Raw genomic sequence first — 21,835 nt, 5'->3', positions numbered from 1 at the left:
GTTCCTTACTGGTTTTTTCGGCTGTCATACGCAGACAGAGCACGGGCGCGGCCTTCGGCCAGTTCAACAACAGGCGGCGGATAGGATTGCCCCGCATCCAGCCCCCAGGACCGGGGAACCGCATCGAAATATGACAGGGCAGTAGGGGTTGGGTTCGAACGATCTTCGGCGATCCAGCGATCCAGATATTTGCCTTGTGGATCAAACTTTTCCTGCTGGGTCAGCGGATTGAAGATACGGAAGAATGGCGCAGCATCGGGGCCCGATCCAGCCACCCATTGCCAGCCCATCGCGTTGCAGGCCGGGTCCCAATCAATCAGGCAATCCTCGAACCAGCGCATGCCAATCTTCCAATGGGTCATCAAATGCTTGGTCAAATAGCTTGCAACAATCATCCGGGCGCGGTTGTGCATTCGGCCTGTCACATACATCTCTCGCAGGCCTGCATCGACCACCGGAATTCCGGTTCTTGCCTTCTTCCACGCTGTAACCTCGGGGTGGTCCGCGTCTGTGTTCCACGGAAAAGCATCCCATTCAGGCCGCCAGTTTCCGCTGAGCAGATGCGGCGTGTGGTACATCAGATGATAGGCGAACTCGCGCCACACCAGTTGTCTCAAAAAGCTACCAGTGCCCGAAACCCCCAGCATTGCCGCCCGCTGCACCCTGTGCCATGCGCTCCGTGGCCCGATCTCACCCAGCGAAAGGTATTCTGACAGGTTTGAGGTCCCATCGATATCCAGCCGATCCCGGTCATCAGAATAGCGCGCGACACGGTCAAGAAACCCGTCCAAATGATCGAATGCGGCGCTTTCGCCGGGCTGGACATAGGGGCGCACAATCTGCGCACCCTGGTCCATGGGCCTCGCCAAGTTCCAGTCAGCCAGGGTGTCGCTCTGAGGCCAGTGCGACGGTGCGGTCAGGCGCGCAACGGCCGCATCAGGCTCTGGCACCTCTCGGCCCTGCACCGCGCGCCACATCGGCGTGAACACGCGAAACGGTTGTCCGGTTTTGGTGGCAACGGTCCAGGGTTCGAACAACAGATGACCTGAGAAGGACTTCGCGCATACGCCATCCTCGGTGAGCTTCGTCTTTATGTTGGTATCACGTGCAATCGCATCCGGATCGTAAGCGCGAGACCAGTAAATCTCGGACGCCCCTGTCTCGGCAATCACCGCGCGCAACTGCGCCAACACATCGCCGCGCCGAAAGATCAGACGGCTGCCAATCTGTTCTAAGCTTTGGGAAAAGGCATCCAACCCCAGACCCAAACGCCATTTAGGGGCGGCCCCCAGCGCTTCGGCCAAAGGATCAAGGATGTATACCGGCACCACTGGGCGACCTGTTTGCGCAGCAGCGGACAGCGCCGGATGATCGGACAGGCGCAAATCCCTGCGAAACCAGACGATGATCGGAGAGTGCTGTGACGACATAGCCAGCCTGTTGTTTTCTTCGCACTACGAAACAGGTCTGAAAGTGGATCACAAAACGCGGTCAAGCGCCTCCAGTAGTTGATCAATTTCCTGTTGTGAAGTGTAATGCGTGAAGCTGACCCTCAGGACACCCATAGCCGGATCGACACCCATCGCCTGTAACGGGCGCACCGCGTAGAAATCGCTTCCACCAGCCATTACACCATATTTCGCCAGCTCCGCAGCAACAGGCTCTGCTGGCCGTCCTAACGAAAGTGCAACCGTCGGTGCGCGGCGCGTTGCATCCGAGGGGCCGATCAGACGCACGGTGTTGCGGGTTTTCAAAGCATCCAAAACCGGTTGCAGCAACGCTTCTTCATGGGCGCGCATCAGGTCATGCACAAATGCACCTTGCTCTGCCGCGCCTTGTTTTGGGCCACCGTGATGCAGACAAAGCTGGTCAATGTAGTCGGCCATCCCGGCGCTCGCTGCAATCTGCGCGTGGTCCGGCCCAGCCGGTGTGAACCGTTTGTACAGGACATCACCATTGAAATAATGTGCCTGATTGGGCAACAGCTCGCCCAGCCCCCGCCGAATGACCATACAGCCCTGATGCGGGCCATAGGTCTTGTAGGCGGAAAACAGGTAGATATCCGGCCCCAGATCGCCGACATTCGGCAGCCCGTGCGGTGCATAAGACACGCCATCCACGCAGACAAATGCCCCGGCTGCATGAGCAATCGCCGTGATTTCCGTCACCGGATTGATCTCACCCACCACGTTGGAACAATGCGGAAAACAGACAAGGCGCACCTTCTCATCCAGAAGGTTCTCAAGGTCCTTAGGGTCCAGCGCGCCGGTGTTAGGATCGATCTGCCATTCCCGTACTTCGACGCCAGCCTCTGCAAGCCGCCGCCAGGGGCCGGAATTTGCCTCGTGATCCTGATTGGTGACGACAATCACCTCGCCTGGTTTCAACCACTGCCGGAACGCCTGCGCCAGAACATAGGTGTTTTGCGTGGTCGACGGGCCAAAGCTCAGCTCATCTGTCTCAACCCCCAGAATGGCGGCAAGCCGGGCGCGCGCCTCGTCCATCTCGGCGCCCGCGAGTTGACTGACCTGAAACGGCGCATATGGCTGCACTTTGCGCTGGCTATAGAACCGGGTCAGCCGGTCGATGACGGGCTGGCAGGTATAGGACCCGCCCGCGTTTTCAAAGAAAGCCTGCCCCTGCAAACCGGATTCGGAAAAGGCTGGGAATTGCGCCCGCACGAAATCAATATCCAACGGTGGCATGGTCGGTCCCTCCCCTATGTGTTTTCGATTGGTTGCGCAGCGTCAGCCTTGAACCTTAGTATAGGTCCCCTCACCGGCCAGAATGCCCCGGAACCCGCCTGGCTCATCCAGCCCAAACACGATCAACGGCAGGTTATTGTCCCGCGCCAGCGCGATGGCCGAGGCATCCATGACCCGCAAGCGTTTCGCCAGAACGTCATCATAGCTGACCGTGTCATAGCGCACGGCATCCGCGTGCTCTTTGGGGTCTTTGTCGTATACACCATCGACCCCGTTCTTGCCCATGAATATCGCCTGACAGGCCATCTCATTGGCGCGCAGGGTCGCGGCGGTGTCGGTGGTGAAATAAGGATTGCCGGTTCCGGCGGCAAAGATGCAAACCCGTTTCTTTTCCAGATGTCGCACGGCGCGACGGCGGATATAGGGCTCGCATACCTCATCCATGCGAATGGCAGAGATCACACGGGTGAACACTCCAATCTCCTCCAGCGCCGACTGCATCCCCAGCGCATTCATGACGGTGGCCAGCATGCCCATGTAGTCTGCCGTTGTCCGCTCCATCCCTTGAGCTGAGCCGCTGAGGCCGCGGAAGATGTTGCCCCCGCCGATCACCATACAAATCTCAACACCCAGATCATGAACCGACTTCACCTCTTGCGCGATGCGCTGAACAGTTGGCGGATGCAGGCCGAATCCCTGATCCCCCATCAGCGCCTCGCCAGAGATCTTCAGCATAACGCGGTTATACTTGGGTTTCGTGATGTCGGTGGATGAGGTCAGGCTCATATTGCGCTCCGGGCTGGCACGGGTTTATTTTCCGGCGCAAAATGAAGCAAAACCTCCGCAGGTTCAATGCGGTTGGTCAGGAATAAGACACCCCGGTATGGCCCAGCACACCCAAGCACAGATTTGGAACGATTTGCCCCCAATCGAAGACGGCAAACCCGTTCTGATCGCAGGCCCAACCGCATCGGGAAAATCCGAGCTTGCGTTGCGGATTGCCGAAACTTTTGGGGGGGTCATAGTCAATGCGGATGCCAGCCAGGTCTATGACTGCTGGCAAGTCATCTCGGCCAGACCATCGGCTCAGGAAGAGGCGCGCGCGCCGCACAAGCTGTATGGCCACATCGCTTATGACCAAAATTATTCCACCGGACATTGGCTGCGCGAGGTTGTTCCGCTGCTGACGAGCGATGAGCGCCCGATCATTGTTGGCGGCACCGGGCTCTATTTTAAAGCTCTGACCGAAGGCATCGCCGAAATTCCGGCCACTCCGCCCAAGGTTCGGCAACAGGCGGATCAACTGCCCATATCAGACCTGATCAATGGCCTAGATGCGGTTACCCTCGCCGGGCTCGACACCAACAACCGCGCGCGCGTCCAGCGCGCGTGGGAGGTTCAGTGTGCCACCGGTCGCAGCCTGAACTCCTGGCAGGCAGACACCCCGCCGCCGGTCTTGCAGATCGAGCACTGTACCCCCCTGGTCTTTGACGTCGATAAAGCGTGGCTGCTGAATCGGATCGTCTGTCGGTTTGATCAAATGCTGGAAAAAGGCGCTTTGGACGAAGTGGCGGCCATGCGCGAGCGCTTCAATCCTGCCTTGCCAGCCTTCAAGGCGATCGGCGTACCCGAGTTGATGTCGTTTTTAGAGGATCAGATGACCTTGGACCAAGCCCGCGAGCGCGCCACCATCTCAACCCGACAATTCGCAAAACGACAGCGCACCTGGTTTCGGGCCCGAATGAAGAACTGGAATCGGCTATATATCTCAAAGTGATATGACGCGAGTTTGTCATGGGCCTTCTCGCAGATAGAATCAGCGTCTTCCATGATGGCCCCTTAGGTCAAACGTCATCTTAAATCGACACAAGCGGCATCCAGAGCACGCTTGAATCCGGTTATTAACAAAACAATCACCTCCGCCCGTTACCGGAAACAGCCCGTTCCGAAGGGTATAGGATGTCGTTTTTGTACCTTGGATGACGAATTCGAACATTGACGCTGCCATTTTTCTGGTGCCGAATACGCCCATGGGGAGAGACAGAATCCAAAAAACGAGACCCATAGAATTACCTGACGGCGCAAAATGTGCCGCGTAATCTGAATCATCACATCCAAAAAAACTGTAACTCAGGGAGAAGAGTTAATGGCAAATCAATCAACTACCGGAGCAAATGTTCACTGGGCGGCCGAGATGCACGCTCAGGAATGCCGCGACGGTAAGCTCAGCCGCCGCGAGTTCATGGCGCGGGCAACCGCGCTGGGTGTTGCCGTACCCACAGCCTATGGCATGATCGGCCTGCAAACACCTGCGGCTGCGCAGGAACCTCCGCGCGGCGGCACCATTCGCTATCAAATGGAAGTGCGCGCGCTCAAGGATCCGCGCACATATGACTGGACACAGATCGCCACGTTCACTGCAGGTTGGTTGGAGTATCTGGTCGAATACAACAACGACGGTACGTTCAAACCCATGCTTTTGGAAAGCTGGGAAGCCAATGAGGACGCAACCGAATATACGCTGAACGTGCGTAAGGGTGTGAAGTGGAACAATGGCGACGACTTCACCGCCGAAGACGTGGCGCGCAACATCACCGCATGGTGTGATGCAACGGTCGAAGGCAACTCGATGGCCGCACGGATGGCTTCGCTGGCAAATGCGGACACACAGAAAGCAGCCGATGGCGCGATCACCGTTGTCGACAGCCATACGGTTAAGCTGAAATGTAACGCCCCGGACATCACCATCATTCCAGGCATGGCCGACTATCCAGCCGCCATCGTGCACAGCAGCTTTGACGCCAATGACATGCTGAGCAACCCTATCGGAACCGGATTTATGCTGCCGGAAAGCCACGAAGTGGGCGTGAAAGGCGTTCTGGTTCGCAACGAAGGCCATGAGTGGTGGGGCTACGAGGCCGGCAAGGGCGGCTATATCGACCGGATCGAGTTCATCGACTACGGCACCGACCCGGCCGCCTTCCTGGCCGCGTATGAGGCCGAAGAGATCGACATGAACTGGGAATCGGTTGGCGAGTTTGTCGACATCTTTGATGGCATTGGCCTGGTTCGTTCGGAAATTCCATCGGGCTTTACCATTGTCATCCGTCCCAACCAGTTGGCCGAAGATGGGAATGGCAACAAGATCTATGGCGACAAGCGGGTCCGTCAGGCCCTGGCGATGGCCGTGGACAACGAGGTTTGCCTGGAATTGGGTATGTCCGGATACGGTATCCCAGCAGACAACTGCCATGTGGGCCCGATGCACCCCGAGCATGACTCGGCCGTAACCCGCATTCCATACGATCCGGCAGGTGCCAAGGCACTGATGGACGAAGCGGGCATGGGTGATTTCGAACACGAGGTTCAATCCATCGATGACGACTGGCGCCGGAACACCACCGCTGCTGTTGTCGCTCAGCTGAACGATGCGGGCATCAAGGCCAAGCACACCGTTCTTCCGGGATCGACCTTCTGGAACGACTGGACCAAATACGCGTTCTCGTCGACCAACTGGAACCACCGTCCGTTGGGTACACAGGTTCTGGCGCTGGCCTATAAGTCAGGCGTTGCGTGGAATGAATCAGGCTTTGCCAATGAGGAGTTCGACACGCTGCTGGCCGAAGCGAACTCGATCGCTGATGTCGACAGACGTCGTGAGGTGATGGCCAAACTGCAGGCGATCATGATCGATGAAGGCGTGACTATTCAGCCTTACTGGCGAACAGCGATGCGCCACCACCGCGACAACATGGTGGGCGTCGAAAAGCATATTGCGGACCTGCCGCAGATCTACAAGTTTGGCATCCTGTCCTGAGCCAATACCAAACAAGAGGCCGCGCCACATTGGCGCGGCCTTTTCGTCCTGACAGCGACAACCATAAAACAGCTACGCGTGAAGCCAAAAGACACTCACGCCAGCCTACCAACAGGGGCTAACATGGGACTATTTATCCTAAGACGCGTTGGCATCATGCTTTTGACAGCATTGTGCCTGACGTTCTTGGTCTTCTTTCTGACGAACCTCTATCCAAACCTGGAAAAGCTTGCGAAAACGCAGGGCAATTTCCGGATGTCGGATGAGCAGGTTGAGAGTTTTCTGGAAAAAGGCGGCTATCTGCAATCCACGCCGATCAAATACGGCGAATGGCTGGGGGTTCTGCCCTCGTACCGGCATACGAATGAAGATGGCACGGTTCAAGGCCGATGCATCCAGCCTGGTCAGCCTGCGGAAGAAGCCCCCAATTTCTGCGGTATCCTGCAAGGGTATTGGGGATATTCGACGGTCTTCAAAGAAGAAGTATCAACCGTTGTTGGCACCCGTCTGGCTCTGACCGGGCGTCTGATGTTCTGGGTGATGTTGCTGATGGTCCCATCTGCGCTGATCCTGGGTATCCTGGCTGGGATGAAAGAAGGTTCGGCCACCGACCGGACACTGTCGACCTTTGCCATCACCACCACAGCGACACCAGAATATGTGTCGGGCGTGATCTTCATCGCCATTTTCACATCGTCCGCTGTTGGATTGAAATGGTTCAAGGGCACGGCCACGCAAGCGATGGAGAATCCGACGTTCGAGAACTTCTTCCTGCCGGTGTTGACCATTGCGCTTTATGGCATGGGCTATATCGCCCGAATGACCCGCGCTTCGATGACCGAGGTGATGACGGCTCAATATATCCGCACCGCGCGTCTCAAAGGTGTTTCATTCCCGAACATCGTCATGAAACACGCGCTGCGCAATGCGCTGATCGCGCCCTTCACCGTCATCATGCTGCAGTTCCCATGGCTGCTGAATGGTGTTGTGATCGTCGAGACCCTGTTCAACTACAAGGGCTTTGGCTGGGCGCTGGTACAGGCGGCGGGGAACAATGACATCCAACTGTTGCTGGCAATCTCAGTCGTGTCTGTCTTTGTGGTCCTGGTGACGCAGCTGATATCGGATATCGGCTATGTCTACCTCAACCCGCGCATCCGCATTTCTTAAGGAGGGATAGGATATGGAACCACTAACCTGGACCGGCTCTATCGCCTTCCTGAACCCGCTATTGGCTCTGGCTTTGGGGCTTATGGTGCTGTCGATTATCGTCTGGATGTTGGCCAGCATCGTGCTGCCAGAGGATCAGATGACCGTGAACCCGGATGGCACGCTGACCTCAAGTTCGGGCTTGAGAAACCTGATCGGCGCGTCGTTGCGCTATAGCTTCTTGGCCAGTGTCGGGATTGCCGTCGCCTATATTGTACTCGGCATTGTGATGGGCACAGGCGCAGGCATTATCGGCGCCATGTCTCAGCAATTTCTACCTGTCTGGCTTTCGCTGATCCTGCTTTATGCCATGTCGATTGCCTTCAAACGCAAGCTGGGCCTTTATGGCAAGCTGTTTGATAGCCCCATCGGCATGATCGGTTTCGGCCTTGTCATGTTCTGGGTCTTTACAGGGATATTCGGGGCGGTCGACATGATCGTGACCCATGATCCGCTGGCACAGGTCTCGGGGATGAAAAACAAGGTGCCCGGCACCCCATTATCCAATATCGAGGATGGCCAATACGCTTGGTACCTGCTGGGTGGCGACAATCTTGCTCGCGACGTCTTTAGCCGAATGGTCAAAGGCGCCTGGATCGTGGTGCAGATCGCGCCGCTGGCGACGATGTTTGCCTTTATGGTTGGCATCACCTTAGGCCTGCCTGCCGGGTACTATGGCGGTCGGTTGGATACTCTGCTGTCGTTCCTGGCCAACCTGATCCTGGCCTTCCCAGTAATCCTGCTGTTTTACCTGCTGGTGACGCCCGAGATCGTGGCAACCGGAGTGCCGAATTATATGGCGGCTGTGCTGTTCATCTTCCCGATCATCTTTTTGGGAGTGCTGTTGAACTCGCGCTACTACACGCGTCCAAATTTCCGCACACCTCTTCTGATCGGTGTTCTGGGTGTGGCCTTGTGGCTGTATCTGTCGCTGATTTCGACCGGCGGCTATATCATCAACACCGATAGCTATCGCATCTGGGGTCTGCCCACCTATCTGGACCTGTTCGATATTCCGGGCGGCATTCTGGTGGTGTTCGTCTCGGTGGTCTTTGTGAACTCACCCACCGTGTTCCGGATCGTTCGGGGTCTGGCGCTGGATATCAAGACCCGCGACTATGTGGCGGCGGCGCAAACTCGTGGCGAAGGTCCGTGGTATATCATGCTGTGGGAAATCCTGCCCAACGCGCGTGGTCCGCTGATCGTCGATTTCTGTCTGCGGATTGGCTATACAACCATCCTTCTGGGGACTTTGGGTTTCTTCGGGTTGGGCTTGCCGCCCGAAAGCCCGGATTGGGGCTCGACGATCAATGAGGGGCGCAAGCTTCTGTCGATCTATCTGCACCCCGCCCTACCGCCTGCGTTGGCGCTGTTGTCACTGGTTCTGGGTTTGAACCTGTTGGCGGACGGTCTGCGCGAAGAAAGTCTGAAGGACTGATGTGACTGTGGCCGGGGGGCCAGCCCCCCGGACCCCCGGGATATTTATAGCCAGATGAAGGGGACCCCCCGGACTCTCGCGAGGAGAAACACAGATGAATAAATTGGCGGATTATGACGGGCCTATCCTAGAGATCGACAAGCTTTCGATTTCGTTTTTCACCCGGCTGAGGGAAATTCCCGCCGTTATGGATTTCTCGGTCTCTGTGCAGCCTGGTGAGGCTGTCGGGCTGGTGGGTGAATCCGGCTGTGGTAAGTCTACGGTGGCGCTGGGTGTCATGCAGGATCTGGGCAAGAACGGGCGCATTGTTGGCGGATCGATCAAGTTCAAGGGGCGTGATCTGTCTGAGATGACCACCGAAGAGCTGCGCGACATTCGCGGCAACGAGATCGCGATGATCTATCAGGAGCCGATGGCCAGCCTGAACCCGGCCATGAAGATCGGCAAACAACTGATGGAAGTGCCGATGATCCATGAAGGGGTAAGCCAGGAAGAGGCTTATTCCCGTGCGCTGGAAGTTGTGACGGATGTGCGCTTGCCCGACCCCGAGCGGATGCTGAATTCCTTCCCGCATCAGCTGTCGGGCGGCCAGCAGCAGCGGATCGTGATCGCCATGGCGCTGATGTCAAAACCAGCGCTTTTGATCCTGGACGAGCCAACCACCGCTTTGGACGTGACGGTTGAGGCTGCCGTGGTCGAACTGGTCAAAGATCTGGGTAAGAAATACGGCACATCGATGCTGTTTATTTCGCACAACCTTGGTCTGGTGCTTGAGACCTGCGACCGGCTGTGTGTGATGTATTCCGGTGAAGCGGTCGAGCGTGGCTCTATCAAAGACGTGTTCGACGAGATGCAGCACCCGTATACGCAGGCGCTGTTCCGGTCGATCCCCCTGCCCGGCGCAGACAAGAACGCGCGCCCGCTTGTGGCCATTCCAGGGAACTTCCCCTTGCCGCATGAACGCCCACCGGGCTGTAATTTTGGGCCTCGCTGCGACTATTTCGAAGAAGGCCGCTGTGACGCGCAGAATATCCTGATGGAAGCGGTGCCCGGCAATGATCGGCACCACACGCGCTGCCTGAAGTTCAAAGAGATCGACTGGAACGCGCCGATCACAGTGGGCGAGCAGAAGGAAAAGGCCGAGATTGGCCGAACCGTTCTCAAGATGGACAACCTCAAGAAATACTATGAGGTGGCAGCCAACGCCCTGTTCGGAGGCGGTGAAACAAAGGTTGTGAAAGCCAACGAGACGCTGAGTTTCGAGGCACATGAATCCGAGACGCTGGCGATCGTCGGTGAATCCGGCTGTGGTAAGTCGACCTTCGCCAAGGTTCTGATGGGGCTTGAGACCGCGACAGACGGTCAAATACTGCTGGACAATCGAAATATCGAAGACGTGCCCATCGAAGAACGCGACGCGAAAACCGTGGGTGAAGTGCAGATGGTGTTCCAGAACCCATTTGACACGCTGAACCCCTCGATGACCGTTGGGCGCCAGATCATTCGCGCGCTGGAGATTTTCGGCGTCGGCAATTCCGAGGCTGAACGCAAGAAGCGCATGTTGGAACTGCTGGATCTGGTGAAACTGCCCCGCGCCTTTGCGGATCGAATGCCGCGGCAGCTCTCGGGCGGTCAAAAACAGCGCGTCGGCATCGCCCGCGCCTTTGCGGGCGATGCACGGATTGTGGTAGCGGATGAGCCGGTCTCGGCGCTGGATGTGTCAGTACAGGCGGCGGTCACCGATCTACTGATGGAGATCCAGCGCGAGCACAAGACGACACTGCTGTTCATCAGCCATGACCTGTCGATTGTGCGCTATCTCAGCGACCGGGTGATGGTCATGTATCTGGGTCATGTGGTCGAACTGGGAACAACCGATCAGGTCTTCTCGCCCCCCTATCACCCCTATACCGAAGCGCTGCTGAGCGCGGTTCCGATTGCGGATACATCCATCGAGAAAACGCATATCGTTCTGGAGGGAGACATCCCATCCGCGATGAACCCACCGCCAGGTTGCCCGTTCCAGACCCGCTGCCGCTGGAAATCCGAAGTGCCCGACGGACGGTGTGAATCGGATGTTCCACCAGTCAGAACACTGGCCGAAGGTCATCAGGTTAAATGCCACCTGGCCGAGGACATTCTGGCGCGCATGGAGCCGGTGATCAAAATCGCCGCAGAATAAACCGCTGATCAGAGTTGGAAAGGGCCGGTCATCGACCCGCCCTTTCTGTTGGCGCCGCGGTTTGTGGGGAGACAGGCGGCGCGTATTGGTATGCGTGAGTGGCGGAAGCCTTCTGACGTGACCTCAGCCGGTCATGACGTTGTTCCCGAAATGCATGAACTCCTCACTCATTCCGGTAATTTCACCAGCTTCAAGCTGAAGGCTGGCGCTGTCGAGCATCTTGTAACTCTGCTGTCCTTTGACCCAATCATCGGCAGATTGCAGTGTGGTCAGTGTGTAAGACGTGACCTCGTTCAGGTAATGGGTCGGGATGATGACCTTGGGCTTGAGCTTAGACACGATGTCGTTGCCCTGATCAAAGCTGAGAATGTGTTCTGAACCATCCACCGGCAGCGTCAGAACATCGACCTGTCCGATGGCATCCCAGAACTCCTGCGGTGGGTTATGGCGATTGTCGCCCCAGATCAGCGTACGGATGCCGCCGGTTTCGACCAGATAGACCACCATATCCATATGGCCGACATTGTTCGGCGGGCAGGCTTCCACCCCAAACTCGGCGAGCGCATTCGTCCAGTCATACCATCCAGGTGCAACGCAAGCGTGTTTATCGGCAAAGCCCGTGATCTTGACGTCGGCAAACTCGAAATTGCCCACCATCCGGTCCAACACCATGGTCGAGCTTGGACGCTCAATCGCATCATGGTCAAAATGCGCATGGGTCGACAGCGTGATGTCCACAGGGATTTGCGGGAATTCATTGCGGAACCAAAGTCCCCAGGCACCAGACGGATCATCGCGCCAAGGATCAAACAAAACAGTTGCCCCATTGGGTGAAGTGATTTTGATTGCACAATGACCGTAGTAATCGATGCCTACAGCCCCGGTGCTGGCCTGGCCGGTGGACCCCTGAAGATCAATCACATGATTGTTGTTACCCGGCTGTAGCCAGGCCTGCGATTGCGCCTCTGCTGGTTTTGCGCCAAGAACCGAAGCTGTTGCGCCGACGCCCGCTGCGCCCGCTGCCATAAAGAAAGACCGGCGCGACAACCCCGGTGCCAGATGATCCCTGTTCCCTTTCAGGAGGGTGGGTTTCAGATCTTTAGGATCCATTTTGATGTACCTCTCTGTTGGTTGTGTGCAGTTAGTCCGCACCTCTCGGCAGAGGGTAACAAGTCAAAGCATATGGGCTCAGACCGGAAAATTGAGGGTGAAATATGGGGACAAACCCCATATTCGAACATCACGAAATCGAGAGCAGATGGCTGCGTAGGTTCTTATCGCGCCCTTCAAGGCCCAGTTTGCGACGGATGTTGTTGCGGTGAAAATCGATGGTCGACGTTTCCCGCGACAGCGCTTTGGCTATGTCTTTGGTTGTCTTTCCGAACATCACCATCTGTGCGATTTCAATCTCGGTCGGAGTCATCACGGCGAAGGCATCCGTGAGTTCGTCAGAGAGTGATGACGTAATCTCGTTCAGGTTTTTCTCAGCCAATTCAAGGTATACGCATTGCGCTTCGTCCTCTGAAAGCTGAGCACGCACCTTTTCGAGATATGGCAATACGCGGCTACGCACCTGATCGACAATTTCGTGATCTCGGCTTTTACGGTCATCATCCAAACTGGACAACAAAACACGCAATGCTGTGTTCGTTTCTTGCAACTCGCGGGTGCGATCCGAAACGCGGGTTTCGAGCTGCGCCAGTGTCTCGTTCAGTTTTTCTTCCAGGGCGCGGCGCAGGTAAACCTCTTGCAACAAGGCCAAATCCGACTCGACCATACGCGCAAACTGCGTAAGACCTTCGCGGAACAACAACGCGCGCCTGTTTTGCTTGCGGTCCAGAACGCAGATTGTGCCGAACAGCGATCCATCCGGCCATTTCAACGGCAAGCCGATGTAAAATGTCATACCGTGTTCAAGGTCGTCATTGTCTGCCCAGACCGGATCGCAGGTGGCATCCTTGACCACCAGTTCTGCGTCGCGTTGTAGAACGCCGTGACAATAGAGTTTCGGATTAAGCTGAAAACTCATACCGACGGGATACGGGTTCTCTGGATGATCCGATGTGATCAATACCGCATGATCTGGCGCATCGGTTTTCATGATCAGGCTTGCTGGTACATCTGCCAGCTCTGCAACCAGATCCACAAGCTGTTGCCAGTTGGCCAGTGTTTCCTTGGGAATCTGAGGGTGATCAACAGGCATGAAGGGTCTCACCAATTGGTGGGCAATACCCTTTCAGGTTAGTTGGTCCATCGGTGAAAGATCAAGAATGGGGCGCTCTGCGTCGCAGCATCAGGGCTTAACCGCCCCAGATTACTTTTACATAGTTCTGGGTTTCCTTGTACGGCGGGATACCGCCGTGCTTTTCAACCGCTTTGGGGCCAGCGTTGTAGGCGGCTAGAGCCAAGGGCCAGGATTTGAACTTGCGATATTGCCAGGACAAATACCGCGCGCCGCCTTCCAGGTTCTGTTTGGGGTCATGCGGATTCACGCCCAGCAGTTCAGCCGTTTGTGGCATCAGCTGCGCCAGACCCAGCGCCCCTTTGTGCGACTTTGCATGCGGATTCCAGCCGCTTTCCTGTTGCACGAGACGCAAGAACAGCTCCTCGGGGATGCTATGAAGACGGGCGGCTTGCCGCGCCATGGTCAGATATTGGCCACGATAGCTACCGGTATAGCGTTTGGCGAAACTGCCTTGCGAAGTCTTGGGCTTTAGACGTTCGGACCCGCGATATTGCGTGGCAGCGCGGCCATCCAACACTTTGGATTGTTTCAGGAAAATATCCATTCGACTTTTGGTCGACAAGGTATCCGCCTGCGCAGCGCCCGACAGCAGCACAATGCCCAGAACCGTTAAACCAACACACACAGAACGCATCAAAGCTTATCCCGCTCGCTCAAAAATCAGTCGGAGTATAGGTATTCCAGTCAAAAATGAAAGCTTGGTTAAGGCCTGGGTGGGATTTCTTGCCGAACGATAGTGTGATCAATCATGTTTTAACCATGACGCAGGCGATATAGGGTCGCAAAGATATCTGGCGTCAGATTCGGCGCATTCAAAGTAATACAGAACGGGGAAATACATGGCGGGTTCAGTCAACAAGGTCATTCTGGTCGGCAATCTTGGCCGCGATCCCGAGGTGCGGTCGTTTCAGAACGGTGGCAAAGTGTGCAACCTGCGCATCGCCACATCTGAGAACTGGAAAGACCGTAACACTGGCGAGCGTCGCGAACGGACGGAATGGCACTCTGTGGCCATCTTCTCGGAACCGCTGGCTCGCATTGCCGAGCAGTATCTGCGCAAGGGCAGCAAGGTCTATATCGAAGGTCAGTTGGAAACCCGCAAATGGCAGGACCAGTCCGGGCAGGATCGTTACTCGACCGAAGTTGTTCTGCGGCCCTATCGTGGCGAACTGACCCTGCTGGACAGCCGTGGCGAAGGTGGCGGTGGTGGCCAGTCGGGTGGTTATGGCGGCGGTCAGGCCGGTGGCGGCTATGGCGATCCCTATGGCGGCCAATCCAATGCCCCTGCCCCGGCATCCGGCGGAATCGACGACGACGAGATTCCGTTCTAAGCAAAACGGAGGCACCGCATGACATGGTCCTTTTCGCTCGGCCGACTACTCGGGTCCGAACTTAGGGTCCATGTCACCTTCTTCCTTCTGCTCGCCTGGGTCGGGTTTGCGGCCTATTCCAGCGGCGGCTGGCCAGCGGCCGTCGACAATCTGCTGTTTGTGCTGGCCCTGTTTGCCTGCGTCGTTGCGCATGAGTTCGGCCACGCCTTGATGGCCCGGCGTTTTGGCATCAAAACCCCTGACATCACCCTGTTGCCCATCGGCGGTCTGGCGCGGCTGGAGCGGATGCCAGAAAAACCGATACAAGAAGTCCTCGTGGCCCTAGCAGGCCCAGCGGTGAATATCGTCATCTGGCTGGTGCTGGTTCTGCTTGGCGCAGGGATGTCGCTTGGGTCCTTCGCCGATCTGGATACGGCCAGTTCAGGGCTACTGCAGAGGTTGGCCTATATCAATCTGCTGTTGGCGGCATTCAACATGATCCCGGCCTTTCCCATGGACGGGGGGCGTGTTTTTCGCGCCCTTCTGTGTCTGCGTATGGATCGCAGCACCGCCACCCGTATCGCCGCAGTCAGCGGCCAGATCGTCGCGGTTGGCTTCGGGTTCTGGGGGCTGAGTTCAGGCAATCCGGTTCTGGTTCTGATCGCAGTCTTTGTGTTCATCGCGGCCAATTCCGAAAATCAAGACGTCGCGCTTAGGTCAGTGGCACGGCGCGTTCTGGCACGCGACGCCATGATCACCGCGTTTCGCTCTCTGTCGCCTCAGGATACTTTGAACACAACGGCCGAGGCCGTGATCCACACAACTCAGCATGAGTTTCCAGTGCTGGAATCTGACGGAGCGCTGCTGGGCTTTGTCACACGCGATCGGCTGTTTGCAGCGCTGGCCGGGGATCATCCACGATCCGACTCGGCAACATCGATCATGGAGGCTGATATCCCCCAAGTCGCGCTGACCACAGGGCTGGAAACGGTGTTGGGCGAGTTGCACAAAGGCGCGCCTGCGGTCGCGGTGATGAGCCAAACAGGGAATATGATCGGCTATATCACACGCGAGAACATTGCCGAGTTGATGATTATAGGTGGACGCTGAATAGCGCTTCAGCGCGCTGCCAACGCATCCTGCAACACCGACATCACCGCATCGCGCGGTACGTCCGAGGTGACAAAAGCCTGACCGATCCCATGCGCCAAGATAAAGCGCAACTGACCGTCGATCACTTTTTTGTCCTGCGCCATCAGGTCGACCAGAGCCTTGGCATCCGGAAGCTCTCCGGGGATATCGGACAGGTCGGTTTTCATGCCCATGGCCTTCAGATGCGCCCGAACACGGCTTGGGTCTTCCTGCGAACACAGGCCAAGACGGGATGACAGCTCAAACGCCAGTGCACAGCCCATGGCAACGCCTTCGCCATGCAGCAAACGGTCGGAATAGCCGGTCGCGGCCTCTAACGCGTGGCAGAATGTATGGCCGAGGTTCAGCAACGCCCGGTCACCCTGCTCGGTCTCATCCCGCGCGACGATGTCAGCCTTCATCTGTACCGAGCGTGTGACCGCCTTGACTCGCGCGGCCATATCACCAGTCGAAACATCTGGGCCGTTGGCCTCAAGCCAGTCAAAAAACGCGGCATCGCCCAGCAGGCCGTACTTGACGACCTCACCATATCCAGACAGGAAATCCCTCTGGGTCATTGTCCCCAGAACCGAGGTGTCGGCCAGCACAAGCGAAGGCTGATGAAACGCGCCGATCAGGTTCTTGCCCTGCGGCGCGTTGATCCCGGTTTTTCCACCCACCGAACTGTCGACCTGCGCCAACAGAGAGGTTGGGATTTGAACAAACCGTACGCCACGGCGCAACACGGCGGCGGCAAAGCCCGCAAGGTCTCCGATTACGCCACCGCCCAAGGCAACAACAACATCGCGGCGTTCGACTTTTTCGGCCAGCAGCCATTCAACGGCGCGTTCAAAATGCGGCCAGCTTTTGGTCGCCTCACCTGCGGGTAGTGCAAGCGCAGACATCTGAATCCCGGCAGCAGCCAAACCGTCACGCAGCGCATCCAGATGCAGCGCTGCCACGTTTTCATCGGTCAGAACGGCAACCTTGAGGCGATGCAGCAAAGGCGCGATCCGTGCGCCCGATTGCGCCAGCAGATCGTGGCCAATCTCGACATCATATGCGCGTTCGCCCAGCTCTACATGTACGGTTTGATGCATTTATTTTCGTTCCAAAACATCCGGGCGAGCCAACAAGGCCTCGACCACGCGGTCCACCATATTGTCGATTGAGGTTTCGCCATCCGAGTCCGCGATCAGATCGGCCTTGGCATAAATCGGAACGCGATCCTCGTACAGGGCCTTGAGCGTGGCGTATGGATCGGCGGTGTGCAACAAGGGGCGCGTATCCTTGTGACGCACCCGGTTCCAAAGCACAGTCAGATCCGCGCGCAGCCAAACCGCTGCGCCGCGTTCACTGATCATCCTGCGATTTTCGGCAGACATAAACGCGCCACCACCGGTAGAGAGTATCCCCCGCTTCTCATCCAGCAAACGACCAATGACCTGCGTTTCCTTCTGACGAAAAAACGGCTCTCCATCGCGTTCGAATATTTCGGGGATTGTCATGTTGGCCGCCGATTCGATTTCGGCATCGCTATCGAGGAACGGAACGCCCAGCCGTGCGGCCAAGGCCCGGCCCACAGCTGTCTTTCCGGCCCCCATCATCCCTACAAGCACAACCGTTTTGTGCAGATCATATGATGATCCGTCATCCGCAAGTCGCGTGTTATGCTTAATTTCGCTCATTTCATCGTGAATGACGTGATCTTAGAAAAAATGCCAGTTATAACTTGGCCAAAATCAAAAATTGAGGCAGCGTGACGCCATGGGCCGTCTGATCAAGTTCCTGATATATATAATTTGCCTGTGCTTCATCGGGCTCGTTGGCTATGCCTATATCGGCCCGTTCTTTGGGGCCGATTTCTCGGCCCCTCAAAGCGAAATCCGTGAGCCGGTTACTCTGGATGTCGACTAAGCACATTGCGGTGGCAGTGCTGTTGGCCGGGGCCGCGCACGCGCAAGAGCCCCTTTCGGCAATCGAATGGCTGACCGAACCGCCAGAAAACTTACCCGGCACAGTCCTGCTGGAACCACCAGTGACCCAGAATGGCATTCAGCCCGAGGTCGAGGTGACGCCGCTTGAGGCATTGTCTCAGCCGCTGGGTCTTGTGTCATCCTCGGTCACCGGCCTGCCGGTCGACCTATGGCAGGGCAGCGATCCCGCGCGTCTGGCTGAACTGATCGCGCGCGTTCCGGTCAAGACCAACCCGGCCATGCAGCGCCTGCTGTTTACGCTTCTGCTGTCGGAATCCCGTGCGCCTGCTGGGCCAGGTGCTGAGGAAGCCCTTTTGCTGGCCCGGCTGGATCGTTTGATACAGCTTGGCGCCGCCGATCCCGCGCAGTCGCTTGTTCAACTGGCCGGCCCTACTGACACGATGGCGCGATTTCAGCGTTGGTTCGATGCCACGCTGTTGACCGGGGATGAGGATCGCAGCTGCACCGCTCTGATCGCGCAGCCACATCTGTCTTCTGACTATGCGGCGCAGATCTTCTGCAAAGCCCGCCGGGGGGATTGGGCGTCTGCTGCTTTGACGCTTGAGGCCGCACATGCGCTGAGCCTGCTGCCGCCGGAAGAGCTGGATCTACTGGACCGGTTTCTCAGCCCCGAACTCTATGAAGACGCGGCTTATCTTCCCCAACCGGACGACCCGAACCCCCTAACCTTTCGCCTGTTCGAAGCGATCGGGGAGCGGTTGCCCTCGGCGCCGTTGCCGCGCGCCTTTGCCAATGCGGACCTGCGCGATGTGGCTGGCTGGAAAGCTCAGATCGAAGCTGCCGAGCGCCTGACCCGGATCGGCGCGCTGACTCCCAACCAGTTGCTTGGGCTTTATACCGAGCGTGACCCGGCTGCCTCGGGCGCCGTCTGGGACCGGGTTGCAGCGATCCAGCGTTTCGAAAGCGCGCTGAAAACCGGCAATGCCGAGGCTATCGGCAAGACACTGCCTCACGTCTGGGATCAGATGCGTAGCGTCGGGCTGCAGGTTCCGTTTGCCGAGCTGTTCGCCGATCAGTTGGCGCGCGTAACCCTGCCAGTGCCCGCAACAGACGCGCTGCGGTGGCGCATTCTGATGCTGTCCGAGCTTTATGAACAGGCCGCTATGTCCCCGCCAGACACATCGACCGAAACGCAGTTCCTGACCGCCCTTGCGCAAGGCGATCCGGGGCGTGCAATCTCTCCGTCACCCTTGGCGGATGCGGTGTCACAGGGGTTCCAATGGGCAGCTCCAGTTCCGCCGGATATCGACGCTTTGCTGGATCAGGGCCAGTTGGGTGAGGCGCTGCTGGAAGCCATGCAGATGTTCGCACATGGCGCACGTGGGAACCTTGTGGACCTGTCTGCCGCCATCGCTGCCTTTCGCCGTGTGGGTCTGGAGGACACGGCAAGACGCGCCGCACTGACCCTTCTGATCCTGCAACGGTGACCGTGATGAGCGCGCCAGCCTCTCATGAATTGTGGATTTCTGCCTTTCTACAGGCGCAAGCGGCCGAGCTTGGGGCAGCAACCAACACGCTGCTGGCCTATGGGCGCGACCTGAAGGATTTTGCCGCATGGCTGGAGTATCGGAAGATTGCGCTAGGTGACGCAGACCGCGACCAGATCGAAGCCTATCTGATCGATTGCGACGCTCAAGGCCTGTCGAAATCCACCCGTGCGCGCCGTCTGTCAGCGATCAAACAGCTCTTTCGGTTTGCCTTTGAGGAAGGATGGAAAGACGCCAACCCCGCAATTCAGATCAAAGGCCCCGGCCGATCTAAGAGGCTGCCAAAAACGCTGGATGTCGCTGAAGTGGATCGCCTGCTTGAGGCCGCACGTACGACCGGGCGCAGCGCATCAGACCGGATCCGGAACACCTGCCTGATGGAGTTGCTATACGCCACCGGCATGCGCGTGACCGAACTGGTTTCGCTGCCCGTCTCCTCGGCGCGCGGTGACCCGCGTATGCTGTTGGTTCTGGGCAAAGGCGGCAAGGAACGCATGGTGCCGCTGTCCCCACCCGCCCGCGACGCGCTGGCCGATTGGCTGGTGCAGCGCGATGATGCAGAAGAGAGAGCACTTGAGAAAGGCGGGCAGAAATCACGCTTCCTGTTCCCCTCGCGCGGGAAATCGGGGCACCTGACACGGCACCGCTTCTTTCTTCTAGTCAAGGACCTGGCGGTTGCTGGCGGCGTTTCCCCTGCAAAGGTCACGCCGCACACGTTGCGCCATGCGTTTGCCACGCATCTTCTGGCCAATGGGGCTGATCTGCGTTCGATCCAGACCCTGCTGGGCCATGCCGATGTCGCCACGACCGAGATTTACACCCATGTTCTGGACGAAAGACTGGCCGAACTGGTGTTAGAGCATCACCCGCTGGCGAAAGACCCCAAAGATCAGGGCTAAACCCTTGATCCATAGGGGCAGCATCCCCATAACGGGTGCAGAAACACGAACAACCAAGGACCGATGGAACCCACATCCTCTCTGATCGACGGCGCATTCTGGTTTACCACAGGCGCCATCTTACTTTTGCTTTTCCTGTCAGGCTTCTTTTCCGGCTCGGAAACCGCGCTCACGGCCTCATCCCGCGGCAAGCTGCGTGCACAGGCCGACAAAGGTTCTCGCGGGGCGAAAAAAGCGCTGGAAATCACTGAAGATAATGAACGTCTGATTGGATCGGTTCTGCTGGGCAACAACCTGGTGAATATTCTGGCGGCCTCGCTGGCCACGGCCTTGTTCACGCGACTGTTCGGCGAAAGCGGCGTGGCGCTGGCGACGCTGGTCATGACCCTGCTGGTTCTGATCTTTGCCGAGGTTCTGCCCAAGACTTATGCTATCACCAACTCGGAAAAGGCGGCCTCGGCGGTTGCGCCGATCATTGGCGTCGTTGTCACCGTCTTCTCGCCCATCGTGGCCGCTGTACGCTTGTTGGTGCGTGGGGTTCTTCGCCTGTTCGGCGTTCGGATTGACCCCGACAGCAATATCCTTGCTGTAAGGGAAGAGATCGCAGGCGCCCTGCAGCTGGGTCATTCCGAAGGTGTGGTCGAGAAAGAAGACCGCGACCGGATTCTTGGGGCACTCGACCTGGGCGACCGGGTGGTGGAAGAAATCATGCTTCATCGCTCGAACATCGAGATGATCGACGCGGATGCCGCGCCCGAGGCGATCCTGAAGCAATGTCTTGAAAGTCAGCATACGCGCTTGCCCGTCTTTCGGGACGAGCCAGAAAACATCGTGGGCGTCGTCCACGCCAAAGACCTGTTCCGCGCCATGTATGCGCAGGTTGGCGGCACCGATGGTGATGCGGATCGGTTGAAATCCTTTGATATCGCCAAGGTCGCAAATGACCCGTATTTCGTTCCGGAAACCACCACTTTAGATGACCAGATGCGTGAGTTTCTGCGGATGCACAGCCACTTCGCGCTTGTGGTGGATGAATACGGATCACTGAGAGGGTTGATCACCCTCGAAGACATCCTCGAAGAAATCGTGGGCGAGATCGCAGACGAATTCGATATCGAAGAAGATGTGCCAGTGACCCGATCCGAGGATGGGCAATACCTTGTCGAAGGGGCGATGACGATCCGCGACGCGAACCGCGCGCTGGATTGGTCCCTGCCCGACGAAGAGGCCAACACGCTGGCCGGGCTGGTGATCCATGAGGCTCAGATGATCCCTGTTGTGGGTCAGGTCTTCTCGTTCCACGGTTTCCGGTTCGAGGTGACGTCGCGCGAAGGCAATCGGATCACAGAGCTGAAGATCAGACCTCTTTCCACACTGTAACAAGCGCCAATCAGAGCGCATTGGTAAAAACTGAT

Annotated in this window: 19 protein-coding genes; 11 read left to right on the top strand and 8 right to left on the bottom strand. The window is 57.5% G+C overall.

Annotated elements, in window-relative coordinates; all coding sequences use genetic code 11:
- Positions 1-5 precede the first annotated feature (5 nt).
- Genes ACR0JX_RS08010 through pyrH form a run of 3 tightly spaced genes read right to left on the bottom strand, consistent with a single transcriptional unit; the run spans position 6 to position 3,491 of the window.
- Positions 6-1,430: a cryptochrome/photolyase family protein gene (locus ACR0JX_RS08010; RefSeq protein ID WP_480542906.1), complete on the bottom strand. Its 1,425-nt coding sequence runs from the start codon at positions 1,428-1,430 to the stop codon at positions 6-8.
- 48 nt (positions 1,431-1,478) lie between these two features.
- Positions 1,479-2,705, bottom strand: coding sequence for an aminotransferase class V-fold PLP-dependent enzyme (locus ACR0JX_RS08005; RefSeq protein ID WP_480542904.1), 1,227 nt, complete (start codon positions 2,703-2,705; stop codon positions 1,479-1,481).
- A gap of 42 nt (positions 2,706-2,747) precedes the next feature.
- On the bottom strand, positions 2,748-3,491 hold the full coding sequence (pyrH, locus tag ACR0JX_RS08000) for a UMP kinase (protein WP_353007164.1): 744 nt from the start codon (positions 3,489-3,491) through the stop codon (positions 2,748-2,750).
- A gap of 97 nt (positions 3,492-3,588) precedes the next feature.
- Here pyrH and miaA point away from each other — a divergent pair, with 97 nt between their 5' ends.
- From miaA to ACR0JX_RS07975, 5 genes are all read left to right on the top strand, one after another.
- The gene (gene miaA, locus ACR0JX_RS07995) at positions 3,589-4,482 is read left to right on the top strand and encodes a tRNA (adenosine(37)-N6)-dimethylallyltransferase MiaA (RefSeq protein WP_480542902.1); all 894 of its coding nucleotides are present in this window, start codon (positions 3,589-3,591) and stop codon (positions 4,480-4,482) included.
- A gap of 369 nt (positions 4,483-4,851) precedes the next feature.
- Complete coding sequence (locus ACR0JX_RS07990) at positions 4,852-6,522, top strand: ABC transporter substrate-binding protein (RefSeq protein ID WP_480542900.1); 1,671 nt, start codon at positions 4,852-4,854, stop codon at positions 6,520-6,522.
- A 123-nt stretch (positions 6,523-6,645) separates the two neighbouring features.
- Positions 6,646-7,692 (top strand): ABC transporter permease, encoded by a 1,047-nt coding sequence (locus tag ACR0JX_RS07985; protein WP_480542899.1) that lies wholly within the window; start codon positions 6,646-6,648, stop codon positions 7,690-7,692.
- A gap of 13 nt (positions 7,693-7,705) precedes the next feature.
- A complete protein-coding gene (locus ACR0JX_RS07980) occupies positions 7,706-9,169 on the top strand; it encodes an ABC transporter permease (RefSeq protein WP_170530140.1) in 1,464 nt (487 codons plus the stop codon).
- A 94-nt stretch (positions 9,170-9,263) separates the two neighbouring features.
- A complete protein-coding gene (locus tag ACR0JX_RS07975) occupies positions 9,264-11,351 on the top strand; it encodes an ABC transporter ATP-binding protein (protein ID WP_170530142.1) in 2,088 nt (695 codons plus the stop codon).
- Between the two features lie 123 nt (positions 11,352-11,474).
- Here the strand turns inward: ACR0JX_RS07975 and ACR0JX_RS07970 are convergent, their stop codons facing one another.
- The 3 genes from ACR0JX_RS07970 to ACR0JX_RS07960 form a co-directional block, all read right to left on the bottom strand.
- Complete coding sequence (locus ACR0JX_RS07970) at positions 11,475-12,461, bottom strand: MBL fold metallo-hydrolase (protein WP_480542897.1); 987 nt, start codon at positions 12,459-12,461, stop codon at positions 11,475-11,477.
- Positions 12,462-12,591: 130 nt separating this feature from the next.
- Positions 12,592-13,554: a LuxR C-terminal-related transcriptional regulator gene (locus ACR0JX_RS07965; RefSeq protein WP_480542895.1), complete on the bottom strand. Its 963-nt coding sequence runs from the start codon at positions 13,552-13,554 to the stop codon at positions 12,592-12,594.
- A gap of 97 nt (positions 13,555-13,651) precedes the next feature.
- Positions 13,652-14,230, bottom strand: a complete 579-nt coding sequence (locus tag ACR0JX_RS07960) for a lytic transglycosylase domain-containing protein (RefSeq protein ID WP_480542893.1) — start codon at positions 14,228-14,230, stop codon at positions 13,652-13,654.
- Positions 14,231-14,435: 205 nt separating this feature from the next.
- Between ACR0JX_RS07960 and ssb the strand changes: the two genes are divergently transcribed.
- Together ssb and ACR0JX_RS07950 are read left to right on the top strand one after the other, a co-directional pair.
- Positions 14,436-14,927 (top strand): single-stranded DNA-binding protein, encoded by a 492-nt coding sequence (ssb, locus tag ACR0JX_RS07955; protein WP_480542891.1) that lies wholly within the window; start codon positions 14,436-14,438, stop codon positions 14,925-14,927.
- 18 nt (positions 14,928-14,945) lie between these two features.
- The gene (locus ACR0JX_RS07950) at positions 14,946-16,016 is read left to right on the top strand and encodes a site-2 protease family protein (RefSeq protein ID WP_480542889.1); all 1,071 of its coding nucleotides are present in this window, start codon (positions 14,946-14,948) and stop codon (positions 16,014-16,016) included.
- Positions 16,017-16,024: 8 nt separating this feature from the next.
- Here the strand turns inward: ACR0JX_RS07950 and aroB are convergent, their stop codons facing one another.
- On the bottom strand, positions 16,025-17,137 hold the full coding sequence (gene aroB, locus ACR0JX_RS07945) for a 3-dehydroquinate synthase (RefSeq protein WP_480542887.1): 1,113 nt from the start codon (positions 17,135-17,137) through the stop codon (positions 16,025-16,027).
- Positions 17,138-17,725 carry a shikimate kinase gene (locus ACR0JX_RS07940; RefSeq protein ID WP_480542885.1) on the bottom strand — a complete coding sequence of 196 codons (588 nt, stop codon included), beginning with the start codon at positions 17,723-17,725 and terminating at the stop codon, positions 17,138-17,140.
- 79 nt (positions 17,726-17,804) lie between these two features.
- Between ACR0JX_RS07940 and ACR0JX_RS07935 the strand changes: the two genes are divergently transcribed.
- The 4 genes from ACR0JX_RS07935 (at position 17,805) to ACR0JX_RS07920 (ending at position 21,800) form a co-directional block, all read left to right on the top strand.
- The gene (locus tag ACR0JX_RS07935; protein WP_170530159.1) at positions 17,805-17,954 is read left to right on the top strand and encodes a hypothetical protein; all 150 of its coding nucleotides are present in this window, start codon (positions 17,805-17,807) and stop codon (positions 17,952-17,954) included.
- The gene (locus ACR0JX_RS07930; RefSeq protein WP_480542883.1) at positions 17,944-19,461 is read left to right on the top strand and encodes a hypothetical protein; all 1,518 of its coding nucleotides are present in this window, start codon (positions 17,944-17,946) and stop codon (positions 19,459-19,461) included. The genes ACR0JX_RS07935 and ACR0JX_RS07930 overlap by 11 nt, the downstream gene beginning before the upstream one ends.
- A 5-nt stretch (positions 19,462-19,466) precedes the next feature.
- A complete protein-coding gene (locus ACR0JX_RS07925) occupies positions 19,467-20,420 on the top strand; it encodes a site-specific tyrosine recombinase XerD (RefSeq protein WP_480542881.1) in 954 nt (317 codons plus the stop codon).
- A gap of 63 nt (positions 20,421-20,483) precedes the next feature.
- On the top strand, positions 20,484-21,800 hold the full coding sequence (locus ACR0JX_RS07920; protein WP_480542879.1) for an HlyC/CorC family transporter: 1,317 nt from the start codon (positions 20,484-20,486) through the stop codon (positions 21,798-21,800).
- The last annotated feature ends 35 nt before the right edge of the window (positions 21,801-21,835 follow it).

The sequence above is a fragment of the Ruegeria sp. AH7 genome (assembly GCF_056541325.1).
Note: the sequence above shows the minus strand (reverse complement) of the source record. Positions and strands in the feature narration are given on the sequence as shown.

Bases quoted from the DNA above. Each gene is read 5' to 3' on its own strand.
- ACR0JX_RS07975 (WP_170530142.1), top strand. From the start codon at position 9,264: ATGAATAAATTGGCGGATTATGACGGGCCTATCCTAGAGATCGACAAG.
- aroB (WP_480542887.1), bottom strand. From the start codon at position 17,137: ATGCATCAAACCGTACATGTAGAGCTGGGCGAACGCGCATATGATGTC.
- ACR0JX_RS07920 (WP_480542879.1), top strand. From the start codon at position 20,484: ATGGAACCCACATCCTCTCTGATCGACGGCGCATTCTGGTTTACCACA.
- ACR0JX_RS07925 (WP_480542881.1), top strand. From the start codon at position 19,467: ATGAGCGCGCCAGCCTCTCATGAATTGTGGATTTCTGCCTTTCTACAG.
- ACR0JX_RS07990 (WP_480542900.1), top strand. From the start codon at position 4,852: ATGGCAAATCAATCAACTACCGGAGCAAATGTTCACTGGGCGGCCGAG.
- ACR0JX_RS07940 (WP_480542885.1), bottom strand. From the start codon at position 17,725: ATGAGCGAAATTAAGCATAACACGCGACTTGCGGATGACGGATCATCA.
- ACR0JX_RS07980 (WP_170530140.1), top strand. From the start codon at position 7,706: ATGGAACCACTAACCTGGACCGGCTCTATCGCCTTCCTGAACCCGCTA.
- ACR0JX_RS07960 (WP_480542893.1), bottom strand. From the start codon at position 14,230: ATGCGTTCTGTGTGTGTTGGTTTAACGGTTCTGGGCATTGTGCTGCTG.
- miaA (WP_480542902.1), top strand. From the start codon at position 3,589: ATGGCCCAGCACACCCAAGCACAGATTTGGAACGATTTGCCCCCAATC.
- ssb (WP_480542891.1), top strand. From the start codon at position 14,436: ATGGCGGGTTCAGTCAACAAGGTCATTCTGGTCGGCAATCTTGGCCGC.
- ACR0JX_RS07930 (WP_480542883.1), top strand. From the start codon at position 17,944: ATGTCGACTAAGCACATTGCGGTGGCAGTGCTGTTGGCCGGGGCCGCG.
- ACR0JX_RS07965 (WP_480542895.1), bottom strand. From the start codon at position 13,554: ATGCCTGTTGATCACCCTCAGATTCCCAAGGAAACACTGGCCAACTGG.
- ACR0JX_RS07950 (WP_480542889.1), top strand. From the start codon at position 14,946: ATGACATGGTCCTTTTCGCTCGGCCGACTACTCGGGTCCGAACTTAGG.
- ACR0JX_RS07985 (WP_480542899.1), top strand. From the start codon at position 6,646: ATGGGACTATTTATCCTAAGACGCGTTGGCATCATGCTTTTGACAGCA.
- ACR0JX_RS07935 (WP_170530159.1), top strand. From the start codon at position 17,805: ATGGGCCGTCTGATCAAGTTCCTGATATATATAATTTGCCTGTGCTTC.
- ACR0JX_RS07970 (WP_480542897.1), bottom strand. From the start codon at position 12,461: ATGGATCCTAAAGATCTGAAACCCACCCTCCTGAAAGGGAACAGGGAT.
- ACR0JX_RS08010 (WP_480542906.1), bottom strand. From the start codon at position 1,430: ATGTCGTCACAGCACTCTCCGATCATCGTCTGGTTTCGCAGGGATTTG.
- ACR0JX_RS08005 (WP_480542904.1), bottom strand. From the start codon at position 2,705: ATGCCACCGTTGGATATTGATTTCGTGCGGGCGCAATTCCCAGCCTTT.
- pyrH (WP_353007164.1), bottom strand. From the start codon at position 3,491: ATGAGCCTGACCTCATCCACCGACATCACGAAACCCAAGTATAACCGC.